The sequence below is a fragment of the Clostridium acetobutylicum ATCC 824 genome (assembly GCF_000008765.1).
Classification (GTDB): domain Bacteria; phylum Bacillota; class Clostridia; order Clostridiales; family Clostridiaceae; genus Clostridium_S; species Clostridium_S acetobutylicum.
Window position 1 is genome coordinate 1372873 of record NC_003030.1, and the last position, 14624, is coordinate 1387496.

Genomic DNA, 14624 nt, shown 5'->3' on the forward strand with positions numbered 1-14624 from the left:
TGATAACATTTACATTGTATACCAAAGAAAACAAGGAGGTATTTTTATGAGTGAAACTATAAGATTTGGGATTGTAGGAACGAGTAGTATAACAGAAAAATTTTTAGATGGATCTAATCATGTAAAGGACTTTTCTTTAACGGCAGTTTATTCAAGAGAAGAGAGTAAGGCAAGAGATTTTGCAAAAAAATATGGAGCTGAGAACATATTTACTGATTTAGAGAAAATGGCTAAAAGTGATTTGATAGATGCTGTATATATTGCATCACCAAATGCAATGCATGCAAAGCAAGCTGAGGTATTTCTTAAAAATAAAAAGCATGTACTTTGTGAGAAGGCCTTTGCTTCTAATGTAGAAGAAGTAAATAAAATGATAAGTGTATCAAAGGAAAATAAGATGGTTTTAATGGAGGCTATGAAAACAGAATATTTGCCTGGTTTTTTTGCTGTTAAGGAGAACCTCCATAGAATAGGAAAGGTAAGAAAATATTTTGGAAATTACTGTCAGTATTCTTCTAGGTATGATAAATTCAAGCAGGGCATAGTCCTAAATGCCTTTAAACCTGAATTATCTAATGGAAGTATTATGGATATAGGAGTTTATTGTATTCATCCAATGGTATATTTGTTTGGAGAGCCAAATAAATTAAAGGCAAATGCTGTGCTTTTAGAATCGGGTGTGGATGGGGAAGGAAGTATATTATTCAATTATGATAATATGGAAGCTGTAGTTATGTATTCAAAAATAACTAATTCAAGAGTAAGCTCAGAGATTCAAGGGGAAGAAGGAAATATAGTAATAGATAACATCAATACCTTTGAAAAGGTAAAGATAGTATTTAGAAATGGAGAAGAGGAAGATTTGTCCAGAGTACATATAGAAGATAATATGTGCTATGAACTTGAGGAATTTATAAGATTAGTAAAAGAACAAGATACTAAAAAAGCGCTACAGAGACTTAAAGTTTCTAAAAGTGTAATGGAAATTATGGATGAGGCAAGAAAGCAGATAGGACTTGTGTTTCCAGCAGATAAAAACTAAATTTTCCGTTGAATAGAAAGTAAATAGTGTAAGAATGAGATGGTAGATAATAGGTAGTAAAAAGTGATATGAAGTATAAATTTAATTGTGGATGGTATTCCAATACCTAGAGATAATCATAAGATTGATATTAAATTATATATTGAAAAAAAGAATAGTATAAATAAGTTATAAAGGCATGTATAAGCATTTTATATATCATTAGAATTGAAAAAAGGAGACTTGATTTAAAAATTAAATATTCCTTAGCTTCCATAAATTTTACATAGATTAGGTGGATTTTATCTGTTAGAATCTTAGCTGTAGGATTTAGGCTATAAATCCTTAAGAGTGCCGAATCTTAATAATATTTAAGTACGGGGGAACACATTGTGGGTGAATCTTACGACTATTCGTAAGTAGGGTGCCTTCAACCCGAATCCGTAAGCTAACCTCGGAGGCAAAATTGATAAAGGAAATTATTATCCTTTATCAATAATAGAAGGGAGAAAAATATGATAAAATCTAAGTTTAAATTTCTTGTTTTTGCAGCGGCTTTAGCCTTTGTAGGAATGGGAAAAAATGCTGTACATGCTGCTACCTATAGTGTAAAAAGTGGAGATACTCTTTATAGCATAAGTAGAAACTATGGCACTAACTATAATTATCTTATGTCGGCTAATAAATTGCAGACAAGTGCTATATATGCTGGACAGAGCCTTAAAGTTCCGGATGTGAAATATACTATCAAGAGCGGAGATACTCTCTATAGTATAGCTAAAAGATTTGGAGTATTACTTAGTGATTTACAACTTGCAAATAATATATCAAATAATATTATTAAAGTAGGACAAGTTATAGTAATACCTGTTAATACGTCCACAGCAGCCACTCCTAGCTATGTGATTTCTTGTACAAGCTCTGAAGTCGATTTATTAGCTAGGCTTATTAATGCAGAAGCTGGTGGAGAAAGTTACAATGCTATGGTATCAGTAGGAGCTGTAATCGTAAACAGAGTTCAAAGTTCTGCTTTTCCAAATACTGTTACAGGAGTAATATATCAAGTATCTAATGGATATTATCAGTTCACGCCTGTTTTAAATGGAATGATTAATAAAGGTGCTACAGCTTCATCTTTAAGTGCGGCCAAGGCAGCTCTTTATGGATCAGATCCTACAAAAGGAGCTTTGTATTTTTATGATAATACCGTATCAAATACTTGGCTTACATCAAAACCAGTATCACTTGTGTCTGGAAAATTAATATTTGCATATTAAATGAGGTTTATTATAGATGTACAAGCCACTCTACGTAGAAGCTTGTAAAAATAAAAAAGATTTAGTGAGAATATAATTTCTTGTTAAATCTTTTTTTTTTATAATATATAGTTAGATATAGAAAATGGAATTTTAATGTGTTAGCAATAATTAAGGGGATGTCATTGGAAAATGTTACTAGATGAAAATGGAGGCTATTTGAGATATTAGTAATATGGCAATGTTATTGCAAATGCAGATTTAATTAATTTAATATTTTAGTATGCATAAGCTAATTACTTTAATTATTTTTATTGTATAATGGCTATAATAATTTACATAAAATCTACGATATATATTATTGAAGCTAGTTTTATATAGCTGTACATGTTCAATAATGTCTTTAGAATTAATATTTTGTAATCAATGTAGATTAAGTTTTAGTGTAATAAAACCAGTTCAACTATCAATTTATGAATACTAAATATGGATGTTATCAGTGTACATAGGTTAAGATTTATCTTGGTTTTATCAAGTAGTACTTCTAAGCTTAACTTATTAATATATGAGTGTATTGTATGAATATGAAATAAATTGAAAGGTAGGAAGCTATTATGGAAAGTAATATATTATTGGAATCAGGAACGGGAGAATTAGAAATTCTTGAATTCGTAATAGGGGATAGACATTTTGCTATAAATATTATAAAAGTTAAGGAAGTAGTTGAAGTAGACGGAGGAAAAATAACAAAGTTGCCTGAAACTAATCCTGCAATAGCTGGACTGATATTGTGTAGAAACGAAATAATAACCCTTGTTGATTTAAAGTATGTAGTGAATAAGGGAGCGAAAGTTGAATCATGCTCAAAAGTAATAATATGTGAATTCAATAAGGTTAGGGTTGCATTTAATATCGATGCAATAATAGGCGTTCATCGTGTTAAATGGGAAGAAATATTAAAGCCAGATGATGTTTCTGAAAATTCACTAGTTATAGCACACGTACTTTTGGGACAAAAAATATTATTGATGCTTGATTTTGAGAAAATAGTTACAGATATAAGCCCAAGTACAGGAATAAGTCAGGAAAGAATAGGAAATATAGAATATAAAGATAGATCGAATATAAAAATTGCTATGGCAGATGACTCAACGCTTATAAGAAAGCTTATAAAGGATACTTTAACCAAGGCTGGATTTACAAAATTGGAGTTGTTTGATGATGGAAAACAGCTTTTGGATTATCTTGAAGCAATTTCAAAAGAAAAAGGCGATAGAGTAACAGATGAGGTTCAATTAGTTATAACAGATATCGAGATGCCTCAAATGGATGGACATGCACTTACAAGAAAGATAAAAGAAAACCCTCTTCTTAGAAAGCTTCCTGTTATAATTTTTTCATCACTTATTACTTCTGAATTAAAGCATAAGGGTGAATCAGTTGGTGCGAATGCTCAGATAAGTAAGCCTGAAGTTGGAGAGTTGGTTAGAATTATAGATGAATTAGTTAGTAAATAGTGATCTTCATTAACTTATTGATATTGTTTGAACTAAATAATTAAGTGCATTATTATTTAAAAAATGCCATTTCAAAAAGTATTGATTTTATTTTTTTATATGTTATAATAAACTTAAGTAAACGTATTAATGCTTTATAAATCAAATATCTTCTAGAGTATACGCCAAGCTCTTATCTTGAACCTACAGTTTAAAAACGGGAGTTCAATATATAAATATGGATATGGATTTCTTATGTTTTAAGAAAAGATAGAAGTATTTTTGCGAGCACCCACCTATCATTAGATAGGTGTCAATGAAAGAGCAGCGGTATTTTGGATATATATGTGTGAGAAGAGAGGTGGATGCCTCTCTTCTTTGTGTTTTTTGGTTAATAAATTTAAGTTTAAGATAAAGACAATAAAAGTTACTATTCTATTTCTTGGGAAATATATACGTTTATTTTAGAAGTAGAGATGAATATTGTTTTTAGGTGTACTTTGTGATATTATTAGTACATTAGTTCTTGAAGTGCATACAAGTGTTTGTTAAATAAAAACATGGAAGTGGTGATTAAAATTAGTACAACTGAAGCTAAAAAGTATTTACTTATTGATACATCTGTACTTCCTGATGTATTTGAAGAGGTCATACAGGTAAAGGAACTTTTAAGATCAGCAAAAGTAAAGGATATTACAGAGGCGGTCAAGAAAGTTGGCATAAGTAGAAGTACATATTATAAATATAAGGACTATGTATTTAATGTTTCTGATGGACTTAAAAGTCAAAAGGTAACTATATCAATTTTAATTGAACATAGAAGAGGAACCTTATCAGAAGTATTAGATAAGCTTGCTCAAAGATGCTGTAATATACTTACAATAAATCAGGATATACCTATAAATAATACAGCTAATGTCAATATTACTTTTGATATAAGTGGTATATCAGGAGACGTAAAAAATATTGTAGAGGAACTAAAGAAAATTAAAAATGTGTTGAAAGTTGAAATAGTGGCAATGGAATAAAACAATATTGGGGTGTTAAAAAAATGATTAGAGTTAAAATACCTGCTACAAGTGCAAATATGGGGGCTGGATTTGACACACTAGGAATGGCTCTAAAGCTTTATAACGAAATAACTATAGAAGAAACAGAAGGTGAAACTGAGATTAAGCTTTTAGGTGGTGAGCTTGATAGAAATTATAGGAATAATTTAACATACATAAGTATTATAAAGGTATATGAGTTTTTTAATAAAGAATTTAAGGGCTTTAAGATAGATATGTCTAAAACTAATATACCTCTTTCTAGGGGGTTAGGAAGTAGTGCAGCATGTATTGTAGGAGGCATAGTGGGAGCTAATGCACTTTTGAATGAAAAAATGACCATTAAGGATATGCTTAAAATAGCTGTGGATATTGAAGGACATCCAGATAATGTTGCACCAGCTCTTTTAGGAGGAGTTATAATAAGCATAAAGGATATGGAAAATATAATATATTCAAGAATTAATGTGAAATCACAGCTTAAATATGCTGTTATGGTTCCGGATTTTAAGGTTAGTACTGAGCTTTCAAGAAAAGTTTTGCCTAATGAATATTCAAGGGAAGATGCACTTTTTAATATATCTAGATGTTCCATGCTTGTATCTGCATTAAATAATGGTGAAAATGAAAAGCTTAGATATTTATTTGAAGATAAGATCCACCAGCCTTATAGAAAAAAACTTATAAATAATATAGATAGTATTTTTTTAAAAGCAAAAGAATATGGATCACTTGGTGAATTTATAAGTGGTTCGGGATCTACCTTGATTGCTGTTTTAGAAGAAGCTGATGAGAACTTCATTTTAAAGATGAAAACTTATCTTGATTCGCTGAAGGATGGGTGGAGGATATTTGAGGTAGAAAACGATAATAATGGCGCAGTTATAATATAGTTTAGTGAAAATTCATCTTGTTTTATTAGCAAGGTGAATTTTTCTTTTTAAATCATAAAAATATTATGAAAGCATATATATATCATATAGAAAATAGTTTAATTAACAATTTACATACACAAAAATATAAGTTATACATAAATTTAATATTTTAGGAGGAATGTTATGGATTATTATGAAAATGACTACGAAAATAACATGAATTATATGTTTAATGAACCTTGTGACAATTGTTTTTATGGCTTTAATCCTTATAGGGAAAGTTACAAAAGAGCTTATTCTGGCTTTAGCTACTATAGAGCACCTTTTGGTATCCCTAATTTTAAAGAAGTGAGTGAAGAAGAATTATTTGATTAGTATTATAGGGCTTCTTGAATTAAACTAGAAGCCCTATAAAAAATTAAAGGATAATTTGCTTTAATATAGAATTAAAATTCTAGAGGTGAAATTATGTTTGATGTGGATATAAAATTTGGAGACGTATATGTAAGGAATATAGAAGAAAAAGATATAGGTGAATTAAAAGAAATATTGAAGGACAAAAAATTTTACCTAAATGATGAGGAATTAAAAGAAATATTTTTAGAATACTATATGAGCGAATGTGAGTTTTTTACTAAGATATTAAAAAAAGGAAAGTTTGTAGGGGTATTTAGAGGGAGAATAGAATTTAAGAGCAGCAATATGGCTTGGATATCTTACTTCTATGTAGATGAAAGATACAGTTCATATAAAGATAGTCAGGATATATTGATGAATATATTAGAGTATTTTTCTGAAAGCTTCGGAGTGACTGATTTTATAACAGGAGTCACGAATAGTGAAAAAGATATGATAGAACTGTGGGAAAATAACGACTTTAAAACTGTTAGAATAAATAAGGAATTTTATTCAGATAGAGGATATAAGGAAGATTTAGTTATAATGAAAAAGTATAGTGCTATATAAATTGGTTTTAATTACATATAATTTTTATGTATAATTCATAAATTGTACTTAGAGTTAATATACATAACATAGTGATATTATACTTTAGGAGATGAGAAAATGAGATATACAAGATATGATTTAAAACATAGGAAAAGCAGTAGCATACCATTTTTGATGTGCTTAACAATTATTTTGGCTTTATCATTTTTTATAGGAACATTCATTTTTAAGACGTTTATTAAAGGAACAGAAGGTTATGGTAATCCACAAAACATATCTAATGACTATGGGAAAAAAGAAAATGGGGGAAAGCTTTTTATAATCCAATGTTCTGCTAATTCAAAAAAGGAGAATGCAGATAAGACACTTAACAGTTTAGAGAATATAGGAAATCCTTTTGAGGTTAAGAGCAATGGTTTGTATAAGATTATTTATGCAATATGTGCTGAAAAAGACTATTCAAGTTATGAAAAAGCTATTAAAGATAATAAGATTGAATTTAATAAATTCACTATTAATCTTAATAAAGGGGACCCGGGTGATGCCGAATTGTATAGTATAATTAGTGCATACCTTCAAGCAGTAAACAAGTTAGGCGATAAGGATGTAAAATCGGTACAAACGGCTTCTTTGAAAAAATGGTGTTCCAATATTAAAGAATATGATGATACGTACAAAAATTATAAAATTACTCAAGAAATAAAGAAACATATTGAAGATCTTCCAGCTGGAATTGATAAAAATAATTTAAGTAATGAGGAAACTTTTCTTTATAATGAGTTAGTTAAGATAAAATAGTAGGAGAGATATTAAAAATCTACTCCTTTTTTTAAATTAAAATAAAAAAATCTTTAATAATTTTTTAAGGACTTGTTTAACGGTATATTAAATGATAAACTATAAAAGATGTATATTTGATGTAGGGAGTTAATAAAGTGAATGGTAAGACTTTCAAAAATGTTTTGTTTTTGTCTCTAATAGGATGCGTAGGCGGTTCTTTAGTTGGAGATATACTCGGAGAACATTTTACTAAGATTGATTTTTTGAAAAAAGCATACAGTATTGGTACGGTAAAGCCCCTTGTAATTGACCTTAAGGTTTTAAACTTTACTTTAGGATTAAATTTTAATGTCAATTTAATGTCTATATTGGGCATAATAGTGGCAATAATAATATACAGTAAAATTAGGAAGTGAAAATATGAAATTAGTTTTAGCTTCAGCTTCCCCTAGAAGAAGGGAAATTTTAAAGAATATTACTGAGGATTTTATCGTTGTGGCAAGTGACTTTGATGAAAGTCTGATTGAGATTTCAAGAGACATTCAAAGTTACGTTATGGTTTTGGCCGAATCAAAGGCGAAAAGTACACTTTGCAGAATTGAAAGTGAAGATTTCTATAAAGACGAAGATGAGGTTTTTATAATTGGCTGTGATACTGTAGTTTCAATTGATGGCAAAATACTCGGTAAGCCAAAGGATGAGAAAGAGGCTTTAGATATGTTAAGTGAACTTAGCGGCAGAACACATGAAGTCTATTCAGGGTTAGCGGTTTTAGATGCTAAGAAAAATAAAATTATAAAAGATTTTCAGTGTACTGAGGTTAAGTTTTCAGAGATATCATATGAAACTATATTAAAATACATAGCATGTGGTGAGTATGCGGATAAGGCTGGAGCATATGGAATTCAAGGAAAGGCTTCGGTTTTTGTTGAAGAGATTAAGGGTTCGTACTATAATGTTGTAGGACTGCCCATAAATAAATTATATAAAATTCTTTTGGGGATGGGGGTAAATCTATAAACAGGAGATTGATGTATTTTGATAAATAACAGTCTAAAGATTACAGATTTACCTAATAATGAAAGACCAAGGGAAAGACTCTTAAGATACGGGAGTGAAGTGCTTTCAAATAGCGAACTTCTAGCTATTATACTTAGAACAGGAACATTACATGAGAATATAATTAACTTGAGCAGCAGAATTTTAAAGGAAAGCGGAGGCTTAAATGGAGTATTAAATTTAAGCTTCGAAGAACTTAAAAAGGTTAAAGGGATAGGAAATGCTAAAGCAGTTCAAATCTTAGCTTTAGGAGAGCTTTTTAAGAGATTTAAAGCATATAAGTCTTTTGAAAGTGTAAAAATAACATCGCCTAAAGAAGCTGCTAATCTTGTTATGGAACAATTAAGAAGTTTTAATAAGGAGCATTTATATGTCATAATGCTCAATACTAAAAATATAGTTATAAAGATATCTGATGTTTCTGTAGGAAGTTTGAATTCTTCTATAGTTCATCCTAGAGAAGTATATGTAGAGCCAATATTAAAGCATGCGGCATCAATTATATTATGTCATAATCATCCGTCAGGAGATCCAAAGCCGAGTAATGAAGACCTAAATATAACCAAAAGACTTTATGAGTGTAGTAAGTTCATAGGGATAGAACTCTTGGATCATATAATAATTGGGGACGGTATATATATAAGTTTAAAAGAAGAAGGATTATTATAACGAAGATTGTGAAAGGAGATAAATTAATGGGATTTTTTGGAATATCAAGAGATATGGGAATAGATCTTGGAACAGCTAACACTTTAGTTTATGTGAAAGGCAAGGGTATAGTATTAAGAGAGCCTTCAGTTGTTGCTATTAATACTAACAATAAAGAGGTTCTTGCAGTAGGAAATGAAGCAAAGCAAATGATAGGTAGAACACCTGGAAATATAATAGCAATAAGACCTTTAAAAGATGGTGTAATTGCAGATTTTGATATTACAGAAAGCATGCTTAAGAACTTTATAAGCAAGATAAGTTCTAAGAGTGCATTTGCAAGTCCAAGAATTCTTGTTTGCCATCCGTCAGGAGTAACAGAGGTAGAAAGAAGAGCTATAAAGGAAGCTACTAAAAGAGCGGGAGCAAGAGAAGTAAAGGTTATGGAAGAGCCTATGGCAGCAGCTATAGGAGCAGGTCTACCTGTTGAGGAACCAAGAGGAAGTATGATTGTAGATATAGGTGGAGGTACCACAGAAGTAGCCGTAGTATCCTTGGGCGGAATCGTAACAAGTAAGTCACTTAGAGTTGCAGGAGATGAGCTTGATCAGGCTATAATCAGCTACATAAAGAAGGAATACAATCTAATGATAGGTGAGAGAACTTCAGAAATAATAAAGATGAAAATGGGATCAGCCTTCAAAACAGAAGAGTCTTTAGAGAATATAGTTATAAAAGGAAGAAATCTTGTAACAGGATTGCCTAAAAATATAGAAATTAGTGAAGAGGAAGTAAGAGAAGCACTAAGAGAACCTGTAGCATCAATAGTAGATTCCATAAAATTAGCCCTTGAAAAAACACCACCAGAGCTTGCGGCAGATATAATGGATAAAGGAATAATGCTTGCTGGTGGAGGAGCACTTCTTAAAGGACTTGATATGCTTATTAGCAAAGAAACCAATATATCTGTACATATAGCGGAATCCCCTCTTGACTGTGTAGCACTTGGAGCAGGAAAAGCTCTAGACCATTTTGAAAAATTGGTTAGCGACTAGGTGGTAGGATGAAGCTATTTAAAAACAGGCTGACAGTAACAGTTATTGTTCTGTCAGTTAGCTTTTTGTTATTGATTTCATACAGTGCTAAGAGGAAAAAGGTTTCTTTCGTAGAAAATGGTGTTGGTACAGTGCTTAATTCTGTTCAAGGTTTCTTTTATAACATTAATAGTGATATTAAAGGGTTTGTAGGTTTTGTATCAAACTTTTCAGAAGTTAAGGCTGAAAACCAAGAATTAAAAAAGAAAAACAGTGAGCTTAAGCAAAAGGCAGCTTCATATGATTCTCTTAAAAGAGAGAACACCAAGTTGAAAAAGATGTTTGATTTTAAACAATCTAAATCTGAATATAATTATGTTGGTGGAAATATCATACTTAAAAGTGGAGCTGATGCCTTAAAAGGCTACGTGATAAACAAAGGGTCAAATGATGGAATAAAGGTTGGAATGGCAGTTATTAACGATGAAGGGCTTATAGGTCAGGTTACTTCAGTAGCAAGTAATTATTGTAAAATAGAAACTATTTCAAGTGAAAATATATCTGTTGCAGCGTTAATTCAAAGAACTCAGGTTAATGATTGTATTGTTAGGGGATATACTGATAATGAAGATAAAGAGAAAAACTTATCAATATTAACTATGCTTCCTTTAAATTCAGATATTAAAGAAGGAGATACTATAACAACTTCTGGAATTGGTGGAGATTATCCTCAGGATATAATAATAGGAAAAGTTAAAAGTGTTGAAGACAACAAGGGTAAAATGGAAAAAGAAGCTATAATTGAACCTGCGGTTGACTTTACAAGACTTCAAAATGTATTCATAGTAGTTCCAAAAGATACAAGCGAAATTAAATATTAGGTGATGTTTTATGAGAAAAATTTTAACACTATTATTATGTATATTAGGTTTCACATTTGTAGATAACTGTATAGCTCCGTTTATAGCTATTAGAGGATATTATCCAAGTTTTCTCTTCGTTTTTATAATAAGCTACGCTATAATAAATGAAGGCTGGCAGGGGATTATTATTGCTCTAGCAGCCGGATTTCTTCAAGATATTTATCTTTTTAATGGTATTGGAGTGAATTTGTTTATAAACTTAATACTATGTTATGCAGCTGGGGTTATAGGAAGAAGCTTATTTAAAGAAAAAGCTTTTATTCCAACTGTAATTATATTCTTCATGTCCGTTGCGCGAGGTATTTTGATGTTTGTTATTCTATACTTATGTGGTAGTTATAGCGATATAGGTTCTAGCTTTTATGCATCTATCTATGATTTTATTATTGCTATACCAATGTATATTTGGGTATATAAGCTATGTCAAAAGAGGTACATGATAACAAAATGGAGATTATAAAGAAAGGTAGTAAAGCTAATGAAAAAAGCGAAACTAAAGAAAATATTTAATAGATTTAATGCTTTAATGGTAGTTGTACTATTGGTCTTTTCGGGTATTATTGCTCAACTTATAAATCTTCAGATACTACAAACCGATTCTTATAAGGCAAAAGCTAATAGTACAGCTCATAGATTTATAAAGGAAGTTGCACCAAGAGGAGAGATAACAGATTCTACAGGAACACTTCTCGCAACCAATAAACAGAGTTTTGATGTCACTTATCTTCAAACAGATAGTAATAAAGGAAATTTTTATAATACAGTGGCTAAGGTGTTCTATATTTTGGACAAGAGTGGTGAAAAGCAAAATGACAGCTTTGCACTTAAGGTTGATTCTAATGAATATAGATTTGACTTTAATACAACAAATCCAGATGAAATAAATAAGATGCAGCTTAGATTTTTAAAAGACAGAGGTTTTGAAGAGCCTATTATTAAAAAAATGTATAAGGGAAGATCAAAGGAAGATGATCTGACAAAAGATCAAAAGAACAATGTTAATAATGAACTCCTTAAGATTTCTCCTAAGAAGGTTTTTGAAACTCTAGCTAAAAATTATAAAATACCTAAATCATATAAAATAACCATTGATGGACAAACTATAAGCAAAAATTGTGATGTAAATGATATTAGAAGATTTATGGTAGTAGAAGATGCAGTTAAGATGAATAGTTTTTCAGGTTATAAACCAGTTGCTATAGCAAGTAACGTAAAGCAGGAGACCTCATTTACTATTCTTCAAAAGGCAAATGAGCTTCCAGGAATAGATGTATCAGTAGATCCTATAAGATATTATCCTTATGGAAAACTAGCATCTAATGTTATGGGATATATAAGCAAAATAACGCCTTCAAGTACTCAGCAGTCTGAAAGTTATACACAAAAGGGCTACGATGTTAATAGCGATTTAATAGGTGTTTCTGGATTAGAGGCTGCACTTGAGGACAGGCTTAGAGGAACTTCAGGAGGAAGAATAGTTGAGGTAAATAAGCAGGGGAAAATAACTGACGAGCTTGCTAAAAAAGACCCTTATCCAGGGCAGAATGTACAATTAACTATAAACAAGGATGTACAGTATGCAGCAGAGCAGGCGCTTATAAATACTATGGCAGGATTAAGGAAAAAAGGATATTCTGATAGTGGTGGCGGATCTTCATATTTAGGAAATGCTACAAGAGGAGCTGCTGTTGTAATAGATGTAAAGACAGGTGGAGTTTTGGCGCTGGCTTCTGTTCCTAACTTTGATCCTAATGATTTTTCGGATCCAAATGGTCTTTCTGAGGCTGCTACCGAAAAGTATTTTTCAACGGATCTTATTGCAAAAGCAAAGGCTGCAGGAGTTCCTGAAAGTCTTTATGACACTTTATTTCCCGTAAGTAAGAGCAATAGCAATACAAGAGTTGATAAATATGACTATCTTGCAAAGCCACTTTATAACTATGCAACGCTTTCATTAATACCTCCAGGTTCAACATTTAAGCCTCTTACAGCTATAGCTGGTCTTGAGACAGGGGCTATAACGCCGGAAACAACTATTTATGATCCTGGTAGCTTTGATGATGGAATGGGTTTTAAAACTGAATTTAAATCTGATGGTTATCTTGGATACAAGGATTTAAAAGGTGCCATAGAAAAATCAAGTAATGGATACTTTATGACAGTTGGTAAGCTTTTAAGACAAAAAGGTGGCAGTGATATTCTTGCAAAGTATGCTTGGAAATTTGGACTTGGAGTTCAGCCTAATTCAAATGTTACACCTACTACAGGAATAGAAATTCAAGAGAATTTTGGACAAGTATATAATTCATATACTAATAAAAATAATTTTGCTCAACAAGGTCAATGGAGCATAATGGAAAACCTTCAAGGTGGAAAATATTTAAAGGGAGTTTCCATAAACCTATATACAGGTGACAATGATTCAAAAGAGCTTTCTACAATAAAGGCAGCTGTAAAGGAAAATATAAAGAACTCTATTTCAAGTGGAAAATTTGATAGAGACAAAACAGAAGATTTAGTTACAAAGCTTGTAAGCACTGATCCTTTATACAAAGGAAAAACATTTTCAAAATCAGATATAAGTACGCTTGTTAGTGGAATAGTAACTGAGGAAACAAATGATTATACACAGGCAACACTTCCTTATAACATATACAATGCAGCTATTGGTCAAGGTATAGATGAATTTACACCTCTTCAACTTGCAAATTATGTTGCAACTATAGCAAATGGTGGAAAAAGATATAAAGCTCATCTTGTAGATAAAGTGACGGATGCAAGCGGAAAGGTTGTATACGAAAATAAGCCTGAAGTAGTTGAGGATACACAAGTTAAGCAGTCTACTATAGATGCAGTAAAAGCTGGAATGAGTGCGGTTAATGATAGTGGTACTGCTGCAGATACCTTTAATAACTTTCCAATACCAGCAGCAGGAAAGACAGGTACAGCTGATCCGTATACTTCAGAGGTTGAAAGAAGCATAATGAGATCTTCCTATGCTGTTTATGTTGGATTCGCACCTAGAGATAATCCAGAAATTGCAGTAGCAACAGTGGTATTTGATGGTGGATTTGGAAGTGGTACTGCACAAATTGCTAAGGACATATATGAAGCGTATTTCAAAAATCAGCTTAAACAGCTTAACTTTAAATTTGATACAGATGTGGATGCAAAGACAGAAAATGATGCTAATACTACAGGAAATGTAGCTGAGCAAACACAAAACTAATTGAAAAGAGTCTTCATATAGTAATTTTTAGATTACTATATGAGGGCTCTTTTTATTAAAAGGCGGAAATTATAACGAATAACTAAATAAAACTATATAGTTAAATATTGACATAATATTTAATTAAAAGTATAATTTTTTATGATACTTAAAAATGTTTATAAATGACATTTAATTTAAAGAAAAGTATTAGTTCAGGAATCTCGCTTAACGCTCCATATGGTGTATTAATTTAGTATTTATTTACGTACTTCAATTTATAATTTTATTTTATATATGTGGATTTTAGCTGAGAGAGATAATAAA

General features: G+C 31.0%; 15 protein-coding genes, 1 other RNA gene and 1 riboswitch. All 16 genes read left to right on the top strand.

Annotated elements, in window-relative coordinates; genetic code table 11:
- Positions 1-46: 46 nt before the first annotated feature.
- Positions 47-1042 carry a Gfo/Idh/MocA family protein gene (locus tag CA_RS06500; RefSeq protein ID WP_010964544.1) on the top strand — a complete coding sequence of 332 codons (996 nt, stop codon included), beginning with the start codon at positions 47-49 and terminating at the stop codon, positions 1040-1042.
- Positions 1043-1363: 321 nt separating this feature from the next.
- Positions 1364-1499: riboswitch (cyclic di-AMP (ydaO/yuaA leader) on the top strand.
- Positions 1500-1536: 37 nt separating this feature from the next.
- Positions 1537-2298: a LysM peptidoglycan-binding domain-containing protein gene (locus CA_RS06505; RefSeq protein ID WP_010964545.1), complete on the top strand. Its 762-nt coding sequence runs from the start codon at positions 1537-1539 to the stop codon at positions 2296-2298.
- A gap of 593 nt (positions 2299-2891) precedes the next feature.
- A complete protein-coding gene (locus CA_RS06510) occupies positions 2892-3794 on the top strand; it encodes a chemotaxis protein (RefSeq protein ID WP_010964546.1) in 903 nt (300 codons plus the stop codon).
- Between the two features lie 146 nt (positions 3795-3940).
- Positions 3941-4119, top strand: a non-coding RNA gene (gene ssrS / locus CA_RS06515) — 6S RNA.
- Positions 4120-4333: 214 nt separating this feature from the next.
- A complete protein-coding gene (locus CA_RS06520) occupies positions 4334-4801 on the top strand; it encodes an ACT domain-containing protein (RefSeq protein ID WP_010964547.1) in 468 nt (155 codons plus the stop codon).
- 23 nt (positions 4802-4824) lie between these two features.
- Positions 4825-5715, top strand: coding sequence for a homoserine kinase (gene thrB, locus CA_RS06525; RefSeq protein WP_010964548.1), 891 nt, complete (start codon positions 4825-4827; stop codon positions 5713-5715).
- Positions 5716-5880: 165 nt separating this feature from the next.
- Positions 5881-6072 carry a hypothetical protein gene (locus CA_RS06530; RefSeq protein WP_010964549.1) on the top strand — a complete coding sequence of 64 codons (192 nt, stop codon included), beginning with the start codon at positions 5881-5883 and terminating at the stop codon, positions 6070-6072.
- Between the two features lie 93 nt (positions 6073-6165).
- Positions 6166-6663, top strand: coding sequence for a GNAT family N-acetyltransferase (locus tag CA_RS06535; RefSeq protein ID WP_010964550.1), 498 nt, complete (start codon positions 6166-6168; stop codon positions 6661-6663).
- Positions 6664-6762: 99 nt separating this feature from the next.
- Complete coding sequence (locus CA_RS06540) at positions 6763-7443, top strand: hypothetical protein (RefSeq protein ID WP_010964551.1); 681 nt, start codon at positions 6763-6765, stop codon at positions 7441-7443.
- Positions 7444-7580: 137 nt separating this feature from the next.
- On the top strand, positions 7581-7841 hold the full coding sequence (locus CA_RS06545) for a DUF4321 domain-containing protein (RefSeq protein WP_010964552.1): 261 nt from the start codon (positions 7581-7583) through the stop codon (positions 7839-7841).
- 4 nt (positions 7842-7845) lie between these two features.
- Positions 7846-8445 carry a Maf-like protein gene (locus CA_RS06550; RefSeq protein ID WP_010964553.1) on the top strand — a complete coding sequence of 200 codons (600 nt, stop codon included), beginning with the start codon at positions 7846-7848 and terminating at the stop codon, positions 8443-8445.
- 18 nt (positions 8446-8463) lie between these two features.
- Positions 8464-9153, top strand: coding sequence for a RadC family protein (gene radC, locus CA_RS06555; RefSeq protein ID WP_010964554.1), 690 nt, complete (start codon positions 8464-8466; stop codon positions 9151-9153).
- Positions 9154-9179: 26 nt separating this feature from the next.
- Positions 9180-10187 (top strand): rod shape-determining protein, encoded by a 1008-nt coding sequence (locus CA_RS06560; RefSeq protein WP_010964555.1) that lies wholly within the window; start codon positions 9180-9182, stop codon positions 10185-10187.
- A gap of 8 nt (positions 10188-10195) precedes the next feature.
- On the top strand, positions 10196-11047 hold the full coding sequence (gene mreC, locus CA_RS06565) for a rod shape-determining protein MreC (protein ID WP_010964556.1): 852 nt from the start codon (positions 10196-10198) through the stop codon (positions 11045-11047).
- Between the two features lie 10 nt (positions 11048-11057).
- Positions 11058-11549: a rod shape-determining protein MreD gene (gene mreD / locus CA_RS06570; protein WP_010964557.1), complete on the top strand. Its 492-nt coding sequence runs from the start codon at positions 11058-11060 to the stop codon at positions 11547-11549.
- An 18-nt stretch (positions 11550-11567) separates the two neighbouring features.
- Positions 11568-14318: a penicillin-binding protein 2 gene (locus CA_RS06575; RefSeq protein ID WP_010964558.1), complete on the top strand. Its 2751-nt coding sequence runs from the start codon at positions 11568-11570 to the stop codon at positions 14316-14318.
- Positions 14319-14624: the final 306 nt, after the last annotated feature.